21 protein-coding genes are annotated in these 21,618 nt (G+C 65.6%); 16 read left to right on the top strand and 5 right to left on the bottom strand.

The features are described 5' to 3' along the window. Window positions 1-16: 16 nt before the first annotated feature. The 5 genes from dnaK (at window position 17) to C5E41_RS05895 (ending at window position 5,713) form a co-directional block, all read left to right on the top strand. Window positions 17-1,858 carry a molecular chaperone DnaK gene (gene dnaK / locus C5E41_RS05875; RefSeq protein ID WP_104374786.1) on the top strand — a complete coding sequence of 614 codons (1,842 nt, stop codon included), beginning with the start codon at window positions 17-19 and terminating at the stop codon, window positions 1,856-1,858. Continuing rightward, window positions 1,855-2,523 (top strand): nucleotide exchange factor GrpE, encoded by a 669-nt coding sequence (gene grpE, locus C5E41_RS05880; RefSeq protein ID WP_104374787.1) that lies wholly within the window; start codon window positions 1,855-1,857, stop codon window positions 2,521-2,523. The genes dnaK and grpE overlap by 4 nt, the downstream gene beginning before the upstream one ends. 39 nt (window positions 2,524-2,562) lie before the next feature. Continuing rightward, entirely contained in the window at window positions 2,563-3,735 is a 1,173-nt protein-coding gene (gene dnaJ, locus C5E41_RS05885) for a molecular chaperone DnaJ (RefSeq protein ID WP_104374788.1), read from the top strand. Then, entirely contained in the window at window positions 3,735-4,130 is a 396-nt protein-coding gene (locus C5E41_RS05890) for a heat shock protein transcriptional repressor HspR (RefSeq protein ID WP_063017334.1), read from the top strand. Before dnaJ ends, C5E41_RS05890 begins: the two co-directional genes overlap by 1 nt. A gap of 413 nt (window positions 4,131-4,543) precedes the next feature. Then, window positions 4,544-5,713 (top strand): globin domain-containing protein, encoded by a 1,170-nt coding sequence (locus C5E41_RS05895; protein ID WP_104374789.1) that lies wholly within the window; start codon window positions 4,544-4,546, stop codon window positions 5,711-5,713. Window positions 5,714-5,750: 37 nt separating this feature from the next. On the opposite strand, the gene C5E41_RS05900 is transcribed toward C5E41_RS05895, so the two are convergent. Then, window positions 5,751-5,951, bottom strand: coding sequence for a DUF397 domain-containing protein (locus tag C5E41_RS05900; protein WP_104374790.1), 201 nt, complete (start codon window positions 5,949-5,951; stop codon window positions 5,751-5,753). After that, window positions 5,948-6,850, bottom strand: coding sequence for a helix-turn-helix domain-containing protein (locus tag C5E41_RS05905; protein ID WP_104374791.1), 903 nt, complete (start codon window positions 6,848-6,850; stop codon window positions 5,948-5,950). The genes C5E41_RS05900 and C5E41_RS05905 overlap by 4 nt, the downstream gene beginning before the upstream one ends. A 204-nt stretch (window positions 6,851-7,054) precedes the next feature. Here C5E41_RS05905 and C5E41_RS05910 point away from each other — a divergent pair, with 204 nt between their 5' ends. Genes C5E41_RS05910 through C5E41_RS05925 form a run of 4 tightly spaced genes read left to right on the top strand, consistent with a single transcriptional unit; the run spans window position 7,055 to window position 10,141 of the window. Continuing rightward, a complete protein-coding gene (locus C5E41_RS05910; RefSeq protein ID WP_104374792.1) occupies window positions 7,055-7,414 on the top strand; it encodes a hypothetical protein in 360 nt (119 codons plus the stop codon). Window positions 7,415-7,419: 5 nt separating this feature from the next. After that, entirely contained in the window at window positions 7,420-8,028 is a 609-nt protein-coding gene (locus C5E41_RS05915; RefSeq protein ID WP_258080781.1) for a DUF3558 domain-containing protein, read from the top strand. Between the two features lie 2 nt (window positions 8,029-8,030). Beyond that, window positions 8,031-9,422, top strand: a complete 1,392-nt coding sequence (locus C5E41_RS05920) for a hypothetical protein (protein ID WP_104374794.1) — start codon at window positions 8,031-8,033, stop codon at window positions 9,420-9,422. Continuing rightward, a complete protein-coding gene (locus C5E41_RS05925) occupies window positions 9,419-10,141 on the top strand; it encodes an ESX secretion-associated protein EspG (RefSeq protein WP_104374795.1) in 723 nt (240 codons plus the stop codon). Before C5E41_RS05920 ends, C5E41_RS05925 begins: the two co-directional genes overlap by 4 nt. On the opposite strand, the gene C5E41_RS05930 is transcribed toward C5E41_RS05925, so the two are convergent. Further along, window positions 10,142-10,465, bottom strand: coding sequence for a hypothetical protein (locus C5E41_RS05930; RefSeq protein ID WP_104374796.1), 324 nt, complete (start codon window positions 10,463-10,465; stop codon window positions 10,142-10,144). It abuts the gene before it with no gap. A 370-nt stretch (window positions 10,466-10,835) separates the two neighbouring features. Between C5E41_RS05930 and C5E41_RS33180 the strand changes: the two genes are divergently transcribed. Next, complete coding sequence (locus C5E41_RS33180) at window positions 10,836-11,192, top strand: hypothetical protein (protein WP_146097469.1); 357 nt, start codon at window positions 10,836-10,838, stop codon at window positions 11,190-11,192. Between the two features lie 177 nt (window positions 11,193-11,369). Here the strand turns inward: C5E41_RS33180 and C5E41_RS05940 are convergent, their stop codons facing one another. Beyond that, a complete protein-coding gene (locus tag C5E41_RS05940) occupies window positions 11,370-12,155 on the bottom strand; it encodes an FAD-binding oxidoreductase (RefSeq protein WP_104374798.1) in 786 nt (261 codons plus the stop codon). A gap of 125 nt (window positions 12,156-12,280) precedes the next feature. Beyond that, window positions 12,281-13,438 carry an FAD-binding oxidoreductase gene (locus C5E41_RS05945; RefSeq protein ID WP_104374799.1) on the bottom strand — a complete coding sequence of 386 codons (1,158 nt, stop codon included), beginning with the start codon at window positions 13,436-13,438 and terminating at the stop codon, window positions 12,281-12,283. A 274-nt stretch (window positions 13,439-13,712) separates the two neighbouring features. Here C5E41_RS05945 and clpB point away from each other — a divergent pair, with 274 nt between their 5' ends. The 6 genes from clpB (at window position 13,713) to C5E41_RS05975 (ending at window position 21,545) form a co-directional block, all read left to right on the top strand. Next, complete coding sequence (gene clpB, locus C5E41_RS05950; RefSeq protein WP_104374872.1) at window positions 13,713-16,280, top strand: ATP-dependent chaperone ClpB; 2,568 nt, start codon at window positions 13,713-13,715, stop codon at window positions 16,278-16,280. Between the two features lie 244 nt (window positions 16,281-16,524). Further along, window positions 16,525-17,409 carry a DUF5666 domain-containing protein gene (locus C5E41_RS05955; RefSeq protein ID WP_104374800.1) on the top strand — a complete coding sequence of 295 codons (885 nt, stop codon included), beginning with the start codon at window positions 16,525-16,527 and terminating at the stop codon, window positions 17,407-17,409. Between the two features lie 135 nt (window positions 17,410-17,544). Further along, window positions 17,545-18,975, top strand: coding sequence for a hypothetical protein (locus tag C5E41_RS34800; protein ID WP_258080762.1), 1,431 nt, complete (start codon window positions 17,545-17,547; stop codon window positions 18,973-18,975). A 69-nt stretch (window positions 18,976-19,044) separates the two neighbouring features. Beyond that, the gene (locus C5E41_RS05965; RefSeq protein WP_104374801.1) at window positions 19,045-19,866 is read left to right on the top strand and encodes an SDR family NAD(P)-dependent oxidoreductase; all 822 of its coding nucleotides are present in this window, start codon (window positions 19,045-19,047) and stop codon (window positions 19,864-19,866) included. A gap of 5 nt (window positions 19,867-19,871) precedes the next feature. Further along, window positions 19,872-20,417: an orotate phosphoribosyltransferase gene (gene pyrE, locus C5E41_RS05970; RefSeq protein ID WP_062967784.1), complete on the top strand. Its 546-nt coding sequence runs from the start codon at window positions 19,872-19,874 to the stop codon at window positions 20,415-20,417. Between the two features lie 69 nt (window positions 20,418-20,486). Then, on the top strand, window positions 20,487-21,545 hold the full coding sequence (locus C5E41_RS05975; protein WP_104374802.1) for a beta-ketoacyl-ACP synthase III: 1,059 nt from the start codon (window positions 20,487-20,489) through the stop codon (window positions 21,543-21,545). Window positions 21,546-21,618 lie beyond the last annotated feature (73 nt).

Consider the following 21,618-nt stretch of genomic DNA (forward strand, 5'->3'; position numbering starts at 1 on the left):
CCTAGGAGGAACCACTATGGCTCGTGCGGTCGGTATCGACCTCGGGACCACGAACTCGGTCATCGCTGTTCTCGAAGGCGGTGAGCCGGTCGTCGTCGCCAACTCGGAAGGTTCGCGCACCACCCCGTCGGTCGTCGCGTTCGCCAAGAACGGAGAGGTTCTCGTCGGGCAGCCGGCGAAGAACCAGGCGGTGACCAACGTCGATCGCACCATCAAGTCCGTCAAGCGCCACATGGGCGAGGACTGGACCGTGGAGATCGATGACAAGAAGTACACGGCGCAGGAGATCAGCGCCCGTACCCTCATGAAGCTCAAGCGCGACGCCGAGGCATATCTGGGCGAGGAGATCACCGACGCGGTGATCACCGTGCCCGCCTACTTCGAGGACGCGCAGCGCCAGGCCACCAAGGAGGCCGGTCAGATCGCGGGTCTGAACGTCCTGCGCATCGTCAACGAGCCGACCGCCGCCGCGCTGGCCTACGGCCTGGACAAGGGCGACAAAGAGCAGACCATCCTGGTCTTCGACCTCGGTGGCGGCACCTTCGACGTCTCGCTGCTGGAAATCGGCGAGGGCGTCGTCGAGGTTCGTGCCACCTCCGGCGACAACCACCTCGGTGGCGACGACTGGGACAACCGGATCGTCACCTGGCTGGTCGACAAGTTCAAGGCCAGCTCGGGCATCGACCTGACCAAGGACAAGATGGCCCTGCAGCGTCTGCGTGAGGCCGCGGAGAAGGCCAAGATCGAGCTGAGCTCCTCGCAGAGCACCTCGATCAACCTGCCCTACATCACCGTGGACGCGGAGAAGAACCCGCTGTTCCTCGACGAGCAGCTGACCCGCGCCGAGTTCCAGAAGATCACCTCCGATCTGCTGGACCGCACCCGCGCGCCGTTCCAGTCGGTGATCAAGGACGCCGGAATCTCGGTCAAGGACATCGACCACGTCGTGCTCGTCGGTGGTTCCACCCGTATGCCCGCGGTCTCCGAGCTGGTCAAGGAACTGACCGGCGGCAAGGAGCCCAACAAGGGCGTGAACCCGGACGAGGTCGTCGCCGTCGGCGCCGCCCTGCAGGCCGGTGTGCTCAAGGGTGAGGTCAAGGACGTCCTGCTGCTCGATGTCACCCCGCTGTCGCTGGGTATCGAGACCAAGGGTGGCGTGATGACCAAGCTCATCGAGCGCAACACCACCATCCCGACCAAGCGGTCGGAGACCTTCACCACGGCCGACGACAACCAGCCGTCCGTGCAGATCCAGGTCTTCCAGGGTGAGCGCGAAATCGCCTCGCACAACAAGCTGCTCGGTTCCTTCGAGCTGACCGGCATCCCGCCGGCCCCGCGCGGCGTGCCGCAGATCGAGGTCACCTTCGACATCGACGCCAACGGCATCGTCCACGTCACCGCGAAGGACAAGGGCACCGGTAAGGAGAACACGATCAAGATCCAGGACGGCTCCGGCCTGTCCAAGGAGGAGATCGACCGGATGATCAAGGACGCCGAAGCGCACGCGGCCGAGGACAAGGCGCGTCGCGAGGAGGCGGAGACCCGCAACCAGGCGGAGTCGCTGGTCCACCAGACCGAGAAGTTCATCGCGGACAACTCCGACAAGGTGCCGGCCGAGACCAAGGAGAAGGTCGAAGCTGCCATCTCCGAGGCCAAGGAAGCGCTGAAGGGCACCGATATCGCCGCGGTGAAGTCCGCGGTGGAGAAGCTGGCCACCGAATCGCAAGCCCTGGGCCAGGCGATCTACGAGGCTTCGGCCGCCGAGGGTGGCGCCGCCGCCGACGGTGCGGGCAACGCCTCCGCCGGTGACGACACCGTGGTCGACGCAGAGGTCGTGGAAGAGCCGGAGAAGAAGTGACGGAACACAGCGGCGGGCCGCTCGACAACCACGGCCCGAAAGAGGAGCCGGTCACCATCGTCGACAACCGAAAGATCGACCAGGACGGGAAACCGTCCGCTCCGCGGGGTGATGTGAGCGAGGCCGCAGCCGAAAAAGACACAGCTTCGGCCTCCGCTTCGGCCGCCGAGGGCGACGCCCTCGCCGACAGCATCAGCGCTGAATTGTCGGAGCGCACTGCGGATCTGCAGCGGCTGACCGCGGAGTACGCGAACTACCGCCGCCGGGTCGACCGCGACCGCAAGGCCGCCATCGATTCGGCCAAGGCGGCGGTGGTCTCCGAATTGCTCGGTGTGCTCGACGATCTGGATCGTGCCCGTGCGCACGGCGATCTCGAGTCCGGACCGCTGAAGTCGGTCGCGGACAAGCTCTCCGACGCGCTGCAGAAGCAGGGCCTCGAGGAATTCGGTATCGAGGGTGAACCTTTCGACCCGACCCTGCACGAGGCCGTGCAGCACGAGGGTGAGGGCCACAACCCGGTGATCGGGGTGGTCATGCGTAAGGGTTACCGCTTCGGTGACCGCGTCCTGCGCCACGCGCTGGTCGGGGTCACCGATGGGGTAGCGGATCTGTCCGATTCGTCGGACACTGCGAATGCCGGCCGAGATGCCGACGGTGCCGAGTAACACACAGTCGCGCAACGTGACGGAAGGAGGAGATGCCCGGTGAATCGGGAGTGGCTGGAAAAGGACTTCTACAAAGAGCTGGGTATTTCCTCCAGCGCGACCCAGGACGAGATCAAGAAGGCCTACCGGAAACTGGCCCGGGATCTGCATCCGGACAAGAATCCGGGAGACACCAAGGCCGAGGAGCGCTTCAAAGCGGTCAGCGAGGCGCATGCCGTGCTGGCCGATCCGGAGAAGCGCAAGGAGTACGACGAGGCCCGGCGGTTGTTCGCCAGCGGCGGTTTCGGCCGCGGCGGCTACGCGCCGGGTGGCGGCTACGCCGGCGGTGGCGGCTTCTCCAACGAATTCAACCTGGGTGACATCTTCGGCGGCGCGGCCGCCGGCGCGGGTGACGGCGGTCTGGGGGATATCCTCGGCGGCCTGTTCAACCGCGGCGGCACACGGACCACGTCGCGCCCGCGACGGGGCAGCGATGTGGAGACCGAGACGACTCTCGGGTTCCGCGAGGCGGCTCAGGGCGTGACCGTTCCGCTGCGGATGACCAGTCCGTCGCCGTGTACGACCTGTCACGGCAGCGGCGCCAAGCCGGGCACCAGCCCGCGAGTGTGCCCGCACTGCAACGGAACCGGCGTGATCAGCCGCAATCAGGGCGCGTTCGGTTTCAGTGAACCCTGCGACGACTGCCGTGGCACCGGCTCGATCATCGACGACCCGTGCACCGACTGTCACGGCACCGGTATCCAGAACCGGACCCGCACCATCACCGTGCGCATCCCGCCCGGAGTGCGCGACGGGCAGCGGATCCGGCTGGCCGGCCAAGGCGAGGCGGGCCTGCGCGGCGCGCCCGCGGGCGACCTGTACGTCACCGTACATGTCAGCCAGGACAAGGTCTTCGGCCGCAACGGCGACGATCTGACCCTGGTGCTGCCGGTCAGCTACAGCGAATTGGTGCTGGGTACAACGGTTTCCGTGCCTACACTGGAAGGCAGAGTCGGAGTGAAGGTGCCACCCGGCACCGCCGACGGCCGGACGCTGCGAGTGCGCGGGCGCGGTGTGCCCAAGCGCGGCGGCGGCGCCGGTGACCTGCTGGTCACGGTGAAGGTCGCGGTACCGCAGAAGCTGGACGACGAAGCCACCGAGGCGCTGCGGCGCTACGCGGAGGCGGAGAAGGCCGGCGGGTTCGACCCGCGCGCAGGTTGGGCAGGTGCGTAATGAACGGTGATCCGAAGAATCGGGCAACCGGCACCGAGTACTTCATGATCTCGGTGGCGGCTCAGCTGGCGGGAATGCACGCGCAGACGCTGCGGACCTATGACAGGCTGGGATTGGTTACGCCGCAACGCACTTCCGGCGGCGGCCGACGTTATTCGTCCCGGGATGTGGAACTGCTCCGCGAGGTGCAGCGCCTGTCCCAGGACGAGGGCGTCAACCTGGCCGGGATCAAGCGGATCATCGAACTCACCAATCAGGTCGAGGCGCTGCAGCAGCGGGTGGGTGAATTGACCGCCGAGGTCGAACGCCTGCGCGCTGGGCACCGGCCCGATATGGCTCCGCCACAACGCAGTACCGCACTGGTGGTGTGGCAGCCGCGCAACAAACGGCGGTAGGCGGGTTCGGCTCCACATCGTTCGGCTCCACATCGTTAGACTCCGGGGCGTTCCACTACCGAAAACCCCGTGCGACAGCGCCCCCGAATCGGGGGCGCTGTTCGCGTATCCGGACCTCACTCCGGCGCTCAGCATGCACCCGGCAAATGTGCAAATCGCATATCGAGTCGTGCGCGACCACTCCCGAACACACCGAAATACATGGCGTGTCACGGTCTTTGAGTCGGTTTTCAGGGGGCTACACACTCCGGGATCTCGGTTCGGCCGAATTACCTCCCTGTTGTTCCATCAGTGTGGCCCGCGCCCGGCAAACCTCGCCTACACTCGATTTCCATCGGCTGCGCCGCGTGTCCGGCGGCACCGCGCTCACCGGACCGGCCCGTGTTCGACGTGCGAAATGGGGTTGTGGACAGATGGATTCGCGGACCGTCGCGCTGATCAGAACGACGTTCAAGGCGGTTGCCGCGGAGGAAGGCGGCCCGGAACAGCTCGCGCGCTCCTTCTACGCCATTCTGTTCACCGAACATCCCCATATTCGCGACTTCTTTCCCGCCGCCCTGGAGGCGCAGCGCGACCGGCTGGTCAAGGCCATCGGTTATGCCGTGGATCAGCTGGAAGAACCCGAACGTCTCCTGCCCTTCCTCGCTCAACTCGGCCGCGATCACCGTAAATACGGTGTCGTCGCCGAACATTATGCGGCGGTGGGCCATTCGCTCAAACGCGCGTTGCGGGCGCACACCGGCACCGAAATGTGGACCGACGAGGTCGATCAGGCCTGGGATGCCGGGCTGGCGCTCATCGCCGAGACGATGATCGGCGCGGCGGAACAGGAGACCACACCCCCGGTCTGGACCGGAACCGTGGTCGAACATCGCGAGGTGCTCTGCAACCTGGTGGTGGTCCGATTGCAGTTGGATCAGCCGATGGCCTATGCCGCCGGCCAGTATCTCAGCGTGCAGATACCGGCACGCCCACGGATGTGGCGCTATCTGTCGCCGGCGATACCGTCCAATCCGCAGGGCGAGATCGAATTCCACATTCGTAGCGTGAGCGGCGGCTGGGTGAGCCCCGCGATGGTGTCACGCACCGTGGTCGGCGATCAGTGGTTGCTGGGCGCGCCGCTGGGCGGGCTCGGAGTGCCGCGCAATACTCGCCGCACGATGCTGATGGTTGGCTGCGGCACCGGCATCGCCCCGCTGCGCGCGCAACTGCTCGCGATGAGCCGGCGCCGGTCGAATCCGAAGGTGCACCTGTTCGTCGGCGGCCACCACCCGTGCGACCTCTACGACCTACCGACGCTGAGCACCCTCGCCGTCGGCAACCGCTGGCTGACCGTCACCCCGGTTACCGAGAGCGACGACAACCCATGGTGGCACTACAACCCCGACGAGCCCCCCGTGGATCTCCCGGCCATCGAACCCCGCCGAACCGGGCAGATCGGCAGAATCGTCGCCGAGAGCGGAGACTGGTCGGACTGCGACGTGCAGCTCGCCGGCTCCCCGAGCACGGTGCAGACCACCAAGTTCCGCCTGATGGCAGCCGGCACCCCCGGCGAGAACATTCGCCACGACCCGCTGTTCTGAACCTCGGCGAGCGTCCGGCCGCACGAGGCGGCAGGTATCAGGCGAACTCGCCGCCGGTGATACCGGCGGTGAAGGCATCCCACTCGGCTGCCGAGAACATCAGGGCGGGGCCGGTGGGATTCTTCGAGTCACGGACTCCCACAACGTTGTTCGGCAGGAAGGCGACCTCGACGCAGTTCCGGGAGCCGTCACTGCGCCCACTCTTGAACCATCGCGCATTCGATAGATCGGCTGTCATAACGCGTACTCCTTCGCGATCTGCCGAAGCAACGCCCGGCTGGCCACGGCATCCAGAACGCTTCGCCGTAGATCCTCGTATGCCTGATTGTAGCGTTGCACTGCATCTGGTTTTTCGAGATACAACTCCCCCATGAACCCCTCGACGTACACCACCGGCGGCTCAACATAATCGCCTTGTCGAGACGATCCGAATTCCATGATGACGAATGGACCAACCGCTTGGCCGAGCGGGAAACCTGCACTGGCAGGCAAGATGTGGACGCCGACGTTGGAGCGGGTGCCCATGTCGGCCAGGTGTTTGAGCTGAGCGGCCATCACCTTCGGTCCGCCAACAACACGCCGCAGCGCGGACTCGCCGAGAATCACGTCCAGCCCTGCCGGTTGATACTTGCGCGTAATCCTGGTCTGCCTGCGCATACGCAAACGCACCCTCCGGTCGTGCTCCTCCGAACGCTCATCCGGGTGGGCTGCGTAGCAGATGGCGCTGGCATACCCCGGCGTCTGCAACAGACCCGGTACAAGTTCGGGCTCATAGGTCTTGAGCCGCTGCGCCGAAGCTTCGAGTCCTACATAGAATTCGAAACCTTGCGGGATTACATCGCCGTACTCGCACCACCAATTCTGCTCATTGCCCTGCACTGCAAGGGCTTTCATGGCATCGGTATGGTCATCGTCGAATCCGTAGATCTTGCACAGCGCCTCGACGTCCACCTCGCGCAGATGAGCCACCATGCCCTGCTCGATCCGCTGGACGGTGCTCGCACTGCGCTGAATCATCTGCGCGGCCTCGTGCAGTGTCAGCCCGCACTCCTCACGCCACTTGCGCAGGTACCGCCCGAGTCGCCGCCGGCAATGTAGATCCGTTCTCCGGCATGCCTGCCTCCCGTCAGGTCCGATGGTCCCGCCAGCACATCATTGGGCAAACCTGCACTGCCCCAACCATTTTCGGATCCCATAGGATCCCCGCATAACACCAGGAAGTGTTGCATCTTTCGGCACGTCTGCATCGCAGATGGAGCGACAGAAGGAACCAACCGACCCGACCGAGCGTCCAGTAAGGTAGGTGAATCGCACGTAGGGAGGGCTGGCGTGGACGTAGGAATGTCGACGGCGAACGGGCTGTGGCAGCAGGCGGTCTCGGGGACGTTCCGGCTCGAAGCGGATGCCGCACAGCGCTGCGCCCGTGTGTACACACGATTCGTGGAGGAGACGTTGGAGCCGCAGATCGACAGGGTCAAGCGCTCGGTGCAGATCGAAGGATTCGGAGGCTTCGACTCGGCACGTCAGCTCCAAGGCGGTTTCGTCGCGAAGTCCGAAAACATGATCGAAGCTCTCAACGGGATGCGGGACGCTGCGGTGAAAATGGCAGCGGCCTATCTGCGGGCCGGGAATCTGATCGCGGACACCGATGCTGATAATAAGAGCGCAATCAAAGCGGCTGTCGAGCGAGGAAAGCGATGATCAGAATGCGTACAGCGCTCATTGTGAGTGCGGCATGTTTATCATTTGTCGTCTTGACGAGCGGATGCTCACTCGGAACCGGCGGATCAATATCGGAGAAATCCATTTCTCCGCAGAGTGTCGCTCCATCACGCCCGACCTTGACTGCCAGCAAACTTCAACCACCGCCGCAACATAATAAGTACACAACACAGGGACGTCCTGAAGTCGTCTTCGATCCCTGCACCTGGATCAGCGATGACACAATCAGGGAATCAGGGTTCGATCCGGCCACGCGGAAGCGTGGCGACGACATGATCGCTGAGTACAGCTTCCTCACCTGCGACTTTTCGTCAGATTCCGAGCGGTTGATGTTGAATTCAGGAAATGCGACTTGGGATGAGGATTTACAAAAGGTCGGCGCCTACAGCGATCCGATAATTGTTAATGGTCGAGAAGCGCTGCGGGTGCACGATCCAAAGCTTTCGGATGATTGTCAGGTCGACCTCAGGACCAGAGTAGGTTTCGTCCAGATCACCGTGTCGCCGGGTACGTGGAGTTCTGACCCTGTCGATTGCAATAGGGCGATGACCATCGCCTCCAATATCGAGAAAGAAATCGGCAAGGACAACTGATCATGGCCGATCCGAAATCCATCGATATCAACTGGAACGCGCCGGCCCTGTCCGTATTGCGCCCCGATGACAAGCGTGGTGAGCAAGACACCCGAACTCCGGCGATTCAGGCGCGGGATCAGCAGCAGGGCGCGCAGTTCATGCAGTCCGGTATGCAGGGGCGGAGTACGGACCCGGACTACATCAATCGGTTGGAGCGGTTCGAGGGTGTGCCGCATGCGGAGATCTACCAGCATGCGCAGGAGATGAATCCCGGTGCGATGCATACTCTGGCGGATTCCTGGATCAAGATGTCCACCGAAATCAGTGGTGGCCTGATGGGGATGCACATGTCGATCCAGAAGGAACTCGCGCAGGGGATCGACGGGCAGATGGCCGACGCGGCGCTGGCCGCCGCGCAGAAGTTCTACACACAGGCGCACGATGTGCAGGATGTCATCGCGAGCTGTGGTCATCGAGTGAAAGCTGCGGCGCACGCGGCGGAGGTCGTCAAGATGACGGTGCCGCCACCGGCAGGGCCGTTGCACAGCGGCGATGTGCCCGACGTCATCCAGGGAATGCAGGTGGCCATCGCCGCCCAGATATCGGGCATTGCCTCCGACAGCGACAGTATCGACGTCGCCTACAAGAAGGGTGCCGAAGCGCTGCGCCAGGCGGCCGTGGATGCGATGAACAACCATTACAAGCCGTCGTATCCGCCTGCGGGGGCGGGAATTCCGACCTTCGTGCCGGTGAGTGCGCCCGGCGACGGCGGTAACGACAACACCAACAGCGGTGGTAACAACCCCGGCATCAACCGGCCGGGCACGATGGGGGACGGTACCAACACAACCGGCCCGGGCAAGGACGAAAATCCGAGCGGTACAACGGAATCGAGCGATTCCGGTAATCCGGCCGATTCACCGCGCACCGACCCCTCAGCGGCAGCCGCCGACGGCGGGGCGCAGAATCCGGCGGGCAGCCGGCTCCCGGACGCCACCAGCGCGGCCTCCGCGACCGGCACCCGTCCGGCAGGATTCGAAGCGGCCGGGTCGGGCTACAGCCCGGGAACCGGCTTCTCCTCCGGATTCGGTCGCCCCGGAAGTGCTTCGGGGGTCGGTGGGCGCGGCGGATCCATCGCGGGAATGCTGGGCAGCACCACCTCGCCTACTTCTCCCATCGGTGCTGCGGCCGCCGCATCGGGCAGGCCGGGAATGAGCGGCATGCCGGGCATGGGCGGTGCCGGGGCGAAAAGGTCCGACGATGCCGAGCGGGAGCACAAAACTCCCGATTACCTGATCATGGATCGCGAAGAAGAATTGATCGGGCCCATCGACCCCGCCGCTCCGGGCGCGATCGGTGGGGACGTCCCCGCGGCGCAACCGGCACCGGGCACAGGCAGTGGCCCGCGGTGACATGGGAATTCACCCCCGATGAGTTCATGCATGTCTGGACGGAGACCGGACAGGACCGGTATCCATTTCCGCTGCAATTGATGTCGTCGGTGCGGTGGGAAGACGAATTCGAGCGGCTGCATTCCGACCTGCGCGACCGTCTGCCGCTGGGTGGTGACCCGGATCTGTCGGCCGCGCTACGGGTGGCCGCCACACCGGAGTCGACCCTGGCGCTGACCGGAACCCGCAAGCGCCCGCTCCGAGCATTCGGCGCTATAGCGTCCGGCGTCGGAATCACCGTGGTCCAACGCCCTGGGCCGACAGCCGAGTTCGGCGGCAACGTGGTGGTCGAGGTCGGAACCCCGGCGATCGTGGTGAAGGTGTTCGCGGCCGTGCTCGGCAACGTCCCCGGCGGGCAGCGACCGGCGCTGGTCGAAAGCATCGACCGCCTGCGCCTGAGCCTCGAATCCTGGACCGGATCGCAGGAGACCACCACGGACCGCATGCGTGCGCTACTACGCGCACCACGCACAGGCTCCGGACATGTGGAGCTATGCCGCGCTCTCCGCAGCCCCCGCCCCCAACCCGCGCAACATCTGAGCTGGTTCGACGTCGAAAACGACGGCCGCTACCTCCACCGCCAACGCTTCAACGATTTCCACATCGAACCCTGCCCAGCGGACCGATTACGTCGCGAACTCACCGCCATGATCCAAGCGACCCAAGACTTTCCGGACTGATCATGCCGCGCCCGGCCAACCGGGGATCGGTCTGGTTTGTTCCTGCGTACTCACGAAAGTGCTACGAAGATCCTGGCATGCGTCGCGATCACGTTCCGGCTCGTCGGCAATGCCCCAATACTCGGTGTACCAGTCGCCGAACACGTCACCGACAGGACGTCGACCGGCACCGAACTGACTTTCCGGTGGCCTCTTGCCCGTGCGCACATAGCGCAGTTCCATCGGCAGGACGCCGTCGCAAATGACAGCACTCGTCGAACCGTCTTGCCCGGCAGTCGATCTCACGATCTTCAACGGATATATCTTGATCCGATAATCCTGCATATAATCATCTTCTCGCGATAGATCGTATGAACCTCGATCCGCTCGTGTGAATCCCGGATATACAGCGCCGGCTCGGTGTGTATGAGTAAAGGAGCGCGTTGAGACGTCAGTACTGCCTGGCTTCCGGATACTCACAGAACCACCCGGAAATCATTTCACGATTCGACACCAGCCCTCCGGGGCAACTAGGGCCATATCCCAATCAGCTACTCAGCTGGGATGCTGCTGCTGACGATCCTGGCCGCTTCTTCAACACCTATGCAAGTATCAACGATCCTCAACTCGACAACTTCGACAGCTATTACGAACATGGGCTAGGCGATCCGTACATCCATGATCACAAGACGTCTCCCCGCCCTGGAGTTCCGCGGTGAACACGCTGATCAAGTTTCTTGCGTCTAGCCTGGTCCTGAGCTCGACGGTGACGGTCCTATCTGGATGTGGTGGTCGGGGGCACGGTTCCGAGGGCGACACCTCGACTACTCCTGTCGACATTCCGAAGGTCAACATCGCGTTTCAGTGGGTAGATCCCATCGACAACCTGCGCAGCTCCGATGCGACATTCAATCGGGCATACGTCGAATCGGCTCTCGGTGATCTTGTCGGCGTCGGTGGCGATATCGGAGAAGGCCTGCAGATTCCATCCCAGGACTTGGGTTTTGGTGACAGCCACCGCTATCCCTCAATATCCGTGCCGCATTGCCCAGCGATGTCGGATCGATCTTGAAAGTCATATACCCCCGCGCCCCCTTCTCGAACATCGGCGCCGACCGTGCGCCGAATGGATTATCACCGGCCGGAGCATCTCGCGCCATATCGGTCCCGCACTGCTGCACAGCTCGGCGAAACCGACGCGCCGACCCGCCGAACGATGAGTGGACAGCGACAGCCGCGGCACCACCCCTCAGTACCCGTCGAAGCGGATAGCCTCCGGTGGTGTGCCGGTGTTGACCAGGCGTTCCAGCGTGGCTTGGGTCATTCCGGGCGAGCCGCACACCAGGACCTGGTGGTGCAGCAGCGGGCCCATATCGCCCACCACATCGGCCAGCGTGCCCTCCATCATCTCGTCGAGATCGAATCCGACATCGACGCGGCAACTCTCGTACCACTGGTCGACCCAATTTGGGTCCTCGGCCTTCTCGACTACGGGAATCACTGTGAGCCAAGGCATTTCGCCAGCGAGCAGGTAGAGCATATCGGAGGCGTAGAGGTCGCGCGGGCTGCGTCCGCCGATGAACAGATGGGTGCGCGGCGGTTCCGGACGGCGGGACAGATCCAGCAGGAGCGAGCGCATCGGCGCCAAACCCGTTCCGCCGGCGATCATCACGAGATCGGTGGTGTCGGGCTCGACACTCAGCCACCCGGCGGGAGCGCTGATCCGCCACTCGTCGCCGGGAGCCGTTTCGGTGACGATCGATCCGCTGCACCATCCGCCCGGGACGGTGCGGACGTGGAATTCGAGCTTGCCGTCCAGCGAGGGCGGAAGCGCGGGCGACAACCGCCGTCGCATACCCGGATGCTGCGGAATCTGGACCTCGACCGATTGGCCCGGTTCGAACGGGACGAATTCGCCGATCAACCGGACCACCGCGAGATCGTGGCGCAGCCGATGATGTCCGACGACGGTCGACGACCATTCCGTCGGCGCATCCAGCCGAATCTCCCCGGTCTCGTCCGGACCCAACGTCACCGTTCCTCCTGTGATCCGAGGGACGGCTGCCGCCCCCGAAAAGTCTTGTGCCGGGCGCAGTCCCGTGCGCTCACGCCCGCCCACCAAGGTACGCCGTGGACGCCCGGTTGCCTACCGATTGCCGCTCACACCGGGTCGGCGCTGATGATGTGTTCGGGCGTGCCCACCGCCAGCAGCGCGCGCTTGGTATCGGCGATCATCCGCGCCGATCCGGCGATCTGGATCTGCCGATCCGACCACGAGCCGAAGCTGGCCACGACCGCGCCCAGATTGCCGATCAGCCGCCGATGCATGCCGTACGGCGGGTCCGCGGGCGGATGCGGATGCCACCACGGATTCGAGTCGCTCTCACAGACCGGCACGACCGTCAGCCACGGATTGCTCAGCGACAGCTGCCACATGTTCTCCACGTCGTACAGATCGCACGGATAGCGGCCGCCGATAAAGAAGTGCACGCGCGGGTTCACGCCGCGCCGGCCCATCTCGATCAGCTGGGCCCGCAGCGGGGCGATTCCGGTACCGGAGCCGATCATCAGCACGTCGCGCTGGGATTCGGTGTCGATGTGCAGGCCGCCCAGCGGCCCGGCGATCAACCAGGTGTCGCCGACCTCGGTTTCGCCGACGATCGCGGGGCTGACCCAGCCGGTGCGGATCTTGCGGACGTGGAACTCGATCTCGCCGTACGGGTTCGTGGGAATGGCCGGGGACAGATACCGCCACATCTTCGGCCGCTGCGGGATCGAGACCGGTACGTATTGCCCCGCCTGATAGGGGATCGGCTCGTCGGACTGCAGGCGCACGATCGCCAGGTCGTCGAGTACGCGCCGATGTCCGACCACCGTCGCCTCCCAGTACGGTCGCGACGTGTCGGAATTGGCGCCGATGGCCATCGAGGCCGAGATCAGGATGGCGATATCGCGCCAGCCGTCCTCCAGATCGGGTGTCCAGAGCGGACCGTTGTAGGTCACGAAGGCAGCGAGCAACGCGCGTCCGGCGGCATCGTAATGTGCCGCCTCGACACCGTATTTGCGGTGGTCGAGAGCCAACTGTTCGAGGAACCGCTGCGCGCGGTCCCAGTTCTCCAGATGATCCAGCACGAACTGGATGGCGGTGACAACCCGCTTGGGCTGCATATCCATCGTGTGCGGGAACAATTCGCGCAGGCGGGGAGCCTCCGCGAACAGGTGCCTGTAAAACGCGCCGACCAATCGTTCGGGCCCTTGCGGCGCCTCGACGATCGACCGGAAGTTGGCGCGGACCAGCGCTGCCGAACGCGCATCCACGACGTCGAGTTTCCTTTCCTCCGGTGTGATCCGACAACAGCTGCCGTGTCGTCGGCCTCCGCGCACCAGTATCCCCGAAAAATCCGTGGTCGTGCGGTGACGAGCGGATCACTTTACCCAGATCCAACAAGGGTGAAACGATTGGCGGGAGATTCCTGAAATATGTCAAACTTGAGCGGAACAGACTCAACTCCTACCGCGTTGAACTGTCCAGAAGCGTCGGCCCGCCCGGACCCGACCGACAACAACGCGAGACGACCGTAGGAAGGTGATCGTGGACTCGTTCAACCCCACCACCAAGACTCAGGCTGCCCTGACGGCTGCCCTGCAGGCGGCTTCGGCCGCCGGAAATCCGGAGATTCGCCCGGCGCACTTGCTGGTGGCGCTGCTGGATCAAACCGACGGCATCGCCGCCCCGCTGCTCAAGGCTGTCGCGGTCGACCCGGCAACGGTGCGACGCGAGGCACAGGACATCGTCGACCGGCTGCCCCGCGCGACCGGCGCCACCACGCAACCGCAGCTCGGCCGGGAAGCGCTCGCCGCGCTCACCGCCGGCCAGCGCCTCGCCACCGAACTCGGCGACGAGTACGTCTCCACCGAGCATGTCGTGGTGGGTCTCGCCGAAGGCGACTCCGATGTCTCTCAGCTGCTGTTGAAGTACGGCGCCACCGCGGACGCGCTGCGGGAGGCATTCACGGCCGTCCGTGGCAACACCCGCGTGACCAGCGCCGACCCCGAGGGCACCTATCAGGCGCTGGAGAAGTACTCCACCGACCTGACCGCCGCCGCGCGCGAGGGCAAACTCGATCCGGTCATCGGCCGCGACACCGAGATCCGGCGCGTGGTGCAGGTGCTGAGCCGGCGCACCAAGAACAACCCGGTCCTCATCGGTGAGCCCGGTGTCGGTAAGACCGCCATCGTCGAGGGGCTGGCCCAGCGCATCGTCGCCGGGGACGTTCCGGAATCGCTGCGCGGCAAGACGCTGGTCTCGCTCGACCTCGGTGCGATGGTGGCCGGTGCGAAGTACCGCGGTGAGTTCGAAGAACGGCTCAAGGCGGTGCTGGAGGAGATCAAATCCAGTGCCGGACAGATCATTACGTTCATCGACGAGCTGCACACCATCGTCGGCGCCGGCGCGACCGGCGAATCGGCGATGGACGCCGGCAATATGATCAAGCCGATGCTGGCGCGCGGTGAACTGCGCCTGGTCGGTGCGACCACGCTCGACGAATATCGTCAGCACATCGAGAAGGACGCCGCCCTGGAGCGCCGCTTCCAGCAGGTGCTGGTCGGCGAGCCGTCGGTGGAGGACACCATCGGCATCCTGCGCGGCCTCAAGGAGCGCTACGAGGTGCACCACGGTGTGCGGATCACCGACTCCGCACTGGTGGCCGCCGCGACCCTCAGCGATCGCTACATCACCTCGCGGTTCCTGCCCGACAAGGCGATCGACCTGGTCGACGAGTCGGCCTCGCGGCTGCGCATGGAGATCGACTCGCGGCCGGTCGAGATCGACGAGGTCGAACGGGCGGTGCGCCGCCTCGAGATCGAGGAGGTCGCCCTTGCCAAGGAAACCGACGAGGCGTCCAAGCAGCGACTCGAGAAGTTGCGCCAGGAACTGGCCGACGACCGCGAGAAGCTGAACCAGCTGATGGCGCGCTGGCAGAACGAGAAGCAGGCCATCGACTCGGTCCGCACCATCAAGGAGCAGCTGGAGTCGCTGCGCGGTGAATCCGAGCGCGCCGAACGCGACGGTGATCTCGGCAAGGCCGCCGAACTGCGGTACGGCCGCATCCCGCAGCTCGAGAAGCAGCTCGCGGAGGCCGAGAAGAACGCAGGCAAGGCCGGCAGCGGCAGTCTCGAGGACGAGGTGATGCTCAAGGAGGAGGTCGGTCCGGACGACATCGCCGAAGTGGTCTCCTCGTGGACCGGCATCCCGGTCGGCCGCATGCTCGAGGGTGAAACCCAGAAGCTGCTGCGGATGGAGGAGGAACTCGGTCATCGGGTGGTCGGACAGGCCGAGGCCGTCACCGCGGTCTCCGACGCGGTGCGCCGCGCCCGGGCCGGGGTCGCCGACCCCAACCGGCCCACGGGCTCGTTCATGTTCGTCGGACCCACCGGTGTCGGTAAGACCGAGCTGGCGAAGGCCCTGGCGGATTTCCTGTTCGACGACGAGCGCGCCATGACCCGCATCGATATGAGCGAGTACTCCGAAAAGCATTCGGTGGCTCGCCTCGTCGGCGCCCCGCCCGGATATGTCGGCTACGACCAGGGCGGCCAGCTCACCGAGGCGGTCCGGCGACGGCCGTACACGGTGGTGCTGTTCGACGAGATCGAGAAGGCGCATCCCGACGTCTTCGACATCCTGCTGCAGGTACTGGACGAGGGGCGGCTCACCGACGGCCAAGGCCGCACGGTGGACTTCCGCAACACCATCCTCATCCTCACCTCGAACCTGGGTGCCGGTGGCGACAAGGAGTTCGTGATGAACGCCGTGCGTTCGGCGTTCAAACCGGAATTCCTCAACCGCCTCGACGACGTGGTGATGTTCTCCACGCTCAACGAGGAGCAGCTCGAGAACATCGTCGACATCCAGTTGGCGCAGCTGCAGAAGCGGCTCTCGCAGCGGCGGCTGAAGCTGGACGTCAGCGATTCGGCGCGGTTCTGGCTGGCCGTGCGCGGCTACGACCCGGTCTACGGCGCCCGGCCGCTGCGCCGGCTGATCCAGCAGGCCATCGGCGATTCGCTGGCCAAGGAACTGCTGGCCGGTGAGGTCACCGACGGCGACCTGGTGAAGGTCAACGTCGCACCCGACGGCGACGGGCTGATCGTCGGACGGTGACGACCGAGCCGTCCGGGGCTCGACTATCGGGCTCGACTATCGGGCTCGATTTTCCGGGCGCGGTGTGTGAGTGAATCGCACACCGCGCCCCGGCGTATCCGCCGGATTCCGCCCGCCCCGATTCCGAGGTTGTCGCGGGGTTGTCGCGGGGTTGTCGCGAGGTTGTCGCGAGGTTGTCGCGAGGTTGTCGCGGGGTTGCCGCACTTCGCTGATGCAACGCCGATCTGCACCTACCCTGGTGAGCATGACGAATCCGAGCGACCCGTGGGCGCAGCGTCCGGATTCACCCGATACGCCGACCGAGAAGCTCGGCGCGTCGGGCCGGCATCCGGACGACGGCGCTACCCACACGACGGAATACTCGGAAGCGTACGGTCAGAGCCCTGAGCCGTACGAGAGCACTCGTCCCTACGGACATCCCGGGCCCTACGAACACACCGCGCCCTACGAATTCCCGTCCCATCCCGAATATCAGGGCCGGTACTTCGAACAAGCGCCCGGCCCGAACGCGACCCGCGAACTTCCGCCCTATGACAGCCAATGGGGCGGCTACGAATCCGGGTACAGCGAACCCGGTGAATATCCCCCTTACGGTTCCGGCGCACCCGGCGGCACCGGCCCGCAGGGAGCGGTCGGGCCGACCGGACTGCCCGTCGAACCGCCGCGCCGCCGCCGCACCGGCCTGTGGATCGCGCTGACCGCGGCCGTCTTCGTCCTGGTGGTCCTCGGCGGCATCGCCGCGGGCCTGCTGCTCGCCGGCAACGACTCCTCGTCCTCCGATGCGGCCGCTACCGGCCGGCCCGCGCCGACGCGCGTACCGGTCGTCCCGCCGAACCCGTCCGGCGGCGCGCAACCCAGCCTTCCGCAGCTACCGGGCCTCGGCGACATCGACGGTCTCGGGGCGACCATGGGGACGGTGAACAGCAACGACGGGACGACCATCATGCTGCAGTCGCTGCTGGGCAACTCGGTCACCGTGCACACGGATGCGCAGACCCAGGTGATCTCGATGGGATCCGGGAAGGTGTCCGATTTGAAAGAGGGCGACATGGTGGTCGTGCAGGGGGACAAGAACCCGGACGGGTCCATCAAGGCGAAGATCATCATCAGCACCCAGCTGCCGAGGTAGTCGCCGCCGCATCGCCGCGGCGGGTTGCGTCGTCACTGCCGCGCCCGCTCGGGGGTGTGACGTCGGCAGGCAGGCGCGAACCGCGGGACGAACGAGCGCGAGCAATTGCACCCGAACCCACTAGACTCAGGTGCGATGACAGCAGCAATCTGGTTCGGCCTCGCGGCGATCGCACTGGTAGGTGCGATCGTACTGCTGTATTTCGATCGCGTGCAGCGGCAGCGGACCGGACACGTACGGCAGGTCTGGGCCAAATCCCAGGGATACACCTACGTTTCGGTCGAACCGTCGCTGGCATCGACATGGCGGCGGGGCGCGATGGCCAAACTAGGGTATCTGTCCCCGATCGATGTGGTTTCCGGTAATCGCAAGGGCGAGAAGTTCGTTCTGTTCGATCTGGAGGATGCCGCGACGTTGGTCGCCGTGCGCCGCCAGATCGGCTCGGACATCGATATCGACCTGCGCCTCAAGACCGCCTCCCCGCCCAAGGACGCCGATCTGGAACTGCTCGGTGCGATCGGCGACCGCGTGGTCTTCGCGACCAATCCGGACGTCGCTCGCCACGCCGTCGACCAGCGGATGGTCCACTTCATCGAAACGCTGCCCCACACCGTGCAGCAGTTGTGGAGTGAGGGCAACTGGACGCTGGGCATGTTGCCGGTCGGCACCGCGGCCAAGGATTGGGAGGCCGCGATCGATGCCGTGCTGCGGCTCTCGGGTCTGCTGCATGTGCTGCCGCCGGTGGCCGGAGGCGACCGCGGCCGGCTGGAATCCGATCAGCACGATCCCGGTCGTCCTCGCCCGGCTACCGACGACGAAACCGGTGAAGCCGCCCAGGGCTACCGCGATCAGGACTACGGGGACCAGAGCTACGGGGACCAGGACTACGGGGACCAGAGCTATGGGGACCAGGACTACGGGGACCAGGACTACCCGGACCGGAGCTACGACGACCGGGCCGACCGGGGCTACCGCGATCAGGATTACGACGACCGGTTCGAGCGCTTCGACGACGACGAATTCGACGACGAGTTCGACGGCGAATTCGACGACGAATTCGACGACGAGCACGGTCGAGACGACCGGAGCGACGACGACCACGATGTCCGCGACGAGCGGGCATCCGGTCCCCGGGACGGCGAAGGGCACGGCGGCCGGAGCCGGTTCGCACACGAGGACGTGGACGGCAGCGACCGCGGAAGCATCGCTCGCGGCGGCACCGAAGCACCGGCCGGCCCCCGCCCCGGCGACGCCCGTAACTCCGGCGAACGCCCGGCATCCGATTCGGTGGAGCGGGAGTCCGGCGTGATCGCCCCGCCGGTCGGTGATCTCGCGGGCGAGGCCGAGCAGCAGCCGCCGCGCCGCCCGGCGCTCGCGGTGGTACCGGACCCCCGCAACCGGGTCCGCCGTAACTGGCCGCCCGCCGAGGAATTCTTCGAGGGCGAGGAAAACGATTCGGCCGCAGAGGATTTCGACGAACAGCAGGCCGAGAGCGAGCTGCCGCAGCGGCCGGGCGGTCCGTTCCATCCGGGGTTCCGTCCCTATCAGGGCCCCGCACCGCGGTGACCGGTCCGGTTCGCGAACCGGTGTCCGGGCACCGGGATTATCCGCCCGACACTAGGTGGTTGACGACCCATGACCGATAGCCCCGCACACCCGGGGGCCGCACGCCTCCCCGGTGCCACCCGTCCGGTCGCCCTGGTGACCGGACCAACCTCCGGCATCGGCCAGGGCTACGCCACCCGGCTGGCCTCCCTCGGCTACGACCTCGTGCTGGTGGCGCGCGACGAGCAACGCCTGACCGCCCTCGCCGCGGAATTGCGGCACCGCTTCGATACCCGCAGCGAGATCCTGGCCGCGGACTTGGCGCGCGAGCAGGACCGCGACACCGTCGCCGAGCGGCTCGGCGAGGGCGTGGACTTCCTGGTCAACAATGCCGGATTCGGTATCTCGGGTGAGTTCTGGACCGTGGAACCGCGGCAATTGCAGGCCCAATTGGATGTCAATGTCACCGCGGTGCTGCAATTGACGCGTGCCGCACTGCCGCCGATGATCGCCGCCGCCAAGGGTTCGGTGGTCAATGTCGCCAGTGTGGCCGGGCTGGTACCGGGCCGCGGCTCGACCTATTCGGCCTCCAAGGCCTACGTCATATCCTTGACCGAGGGTCTGGCCGGCGGACTGGCCGGGACCGGGGTCCGGGTGCAGGCGCTGTGCCCGGGATTCGTGCACACGGAATTTCACGAGCGCGCCGGAATCGAGATGTCGTCGCTACCGAAGCCCCTGTGGCTCGAGGTCGATCAGGTGGTGTCCGGTTCGCTGCAGGATTTGGAGAAGAATCGGGTGATCAGTGTGCCCGGGGTGCAGTACAAGGCGCTCACCACCGTCGCCGGGCTTATCCCGCGGAATCTGGTGACCCGGCTCAACCGAGGCATGTTCAACGCACGGGGAAGGACATAACCCACATGATCGAATCCACCACCGACCGCGACAGATTGGCCGAGCTGGTCCGGGAACTCGCCGTCGTGCACGGCCGGGTGACCCTGTCCTCCGGTAAGGAGGCCGACTACTACGTCGATCTGCGCCGGGCGACCCTGCACCATCAGGCGGCGCCGCTGATCGGCACCCTGCTACGAGAGCTGGTGTCGGACTGGGAATTCGACGCCGTCGGCGGGCTCACCATGGGTGCGGATCCGGTGGCGCTGGCGATGCTGCACGCCCCCGGCCGCCCGCTGGACGCGTTCGTGGTGCGCAAGGCCGCCAAGACGCACGGTATGCAGCGCCAGATCGAGGGGCCGGAGATCTCCGGTAAGCGCGTGCTCGTCGTCGAGGACACCACGACCACCGGCAATTCGCCGCTGACCGCGGTCCGGGCTCTGCGCGAGGCCGGCGCGACCGTGGTCGGCGTCGCCACCGTGGTCGATCGCGAGACCGGGGCCGACCAGGTGATTGCCGAGGAGGGGCTGGAGTACCGTTCCATTCTGGGCCTGAAGGATCTGGCTCTGGGGTGACATTCGAGCCTGGGCTAGCCTGGACGCTGGTCTTATGTACGACAGCGTGAAGGGTCGAGTGAGTCTCCTGTGGTGAGCATTGCAGTCAACGAGGGTCGCGAGAATGTTGCGATGCTCGGCATCGGGGCATACCGGCCGAAGCGTATCGTCAGCAACGCCGACGTCTGCGAGGTTCTCGATTCCACCCCGGAGTGGATCTTCGAGCGAACCGGCATCCGCAATCGTCGCTGGATCAGCGGTGACGAGACCCTGCGATCCATGTCGGCGGCCGCCGGGGAGCGGGCCATCATCAACAGCGGTATCGATCGCAGCAAGATCAGCGCGCTGATTCTGGCTACTTCCAGCTGGCTCAAGCTCACCCCGCACGGCGCACCCTCGGTCGCCTGCGATCTCGGGATGAACGGTATCCCGGCTTTCGACCTCACCTCCGGTTGCGGCGGATTCGGCTATGCCCTCGGTGTGGCGGCCGATTTGATCCGGGCCGGTTCCGTCGAATATGTGCTGGTGATCGGTGCGGAAACCATGACGGTCGGACTCGACCCGACCGACCGTGGGACCGCCATGATTTTCGGCGACGGCGCCGGTGCGGTCGTGGTCGGCCCCAGCGACGTCAACGGCATCTCCCCGACGGTGTGGGGCAGCGACGGGGAGAGCGCCGAGGCGATCTCCCAGGACGTCAACTTCTTCGACTACATGGACAGGGCGGAGAGGCTGCAGGGCACCGATCCCGAGGTGGAGCCGGTGGGCCGGATGGCGCTGCGGATGGAGGGACCGCGCGTATTCCGTTGGGCCGCAGTTACTTTGCCCCGCGCCCTGTCGACCGCGCTGGAGGTGTCGGGCGTGGCCAAGGAGGATATCGAGGTCTTCGTGCCGCATCAGGCCAACGCGCGCATCAACGAGCTGATGAAGAAGAATCTCGGCCTCGCCGACGACATCCCGATGGCCAACGACATCGAGAACACCGGCAACACCTCCGCCGCGTCCATCCCGCTGGCCATGGAGGAGATGTTGGTGACCGGTAAGGCCAAGGGCGGGCAGCTGGCCCTGCTGCTCGGCTTCGGCGCCGGGCTGAGCTACGCCGGCCAGGTTGTCACTCTCCCGCCTAAGCCGATCGAAGCCAGCTTCTGACCCGCGACCGGCGTGTCCGCCTGCGCCCGGCACATACTTCGACGAGCGGATGGCGACACGGGCCCCCGGCCGA

This window comes from Nocardia nova (assembly GCF_002933465.1).
In the GTDB taxonomy this organism is placed as follows: domain Bacteria; phylum Actinomycetota; class Actinomycetes; order Mycobacteriales; family Mycobacteriaceae; genus Nocardia; species Nocardia nova_B.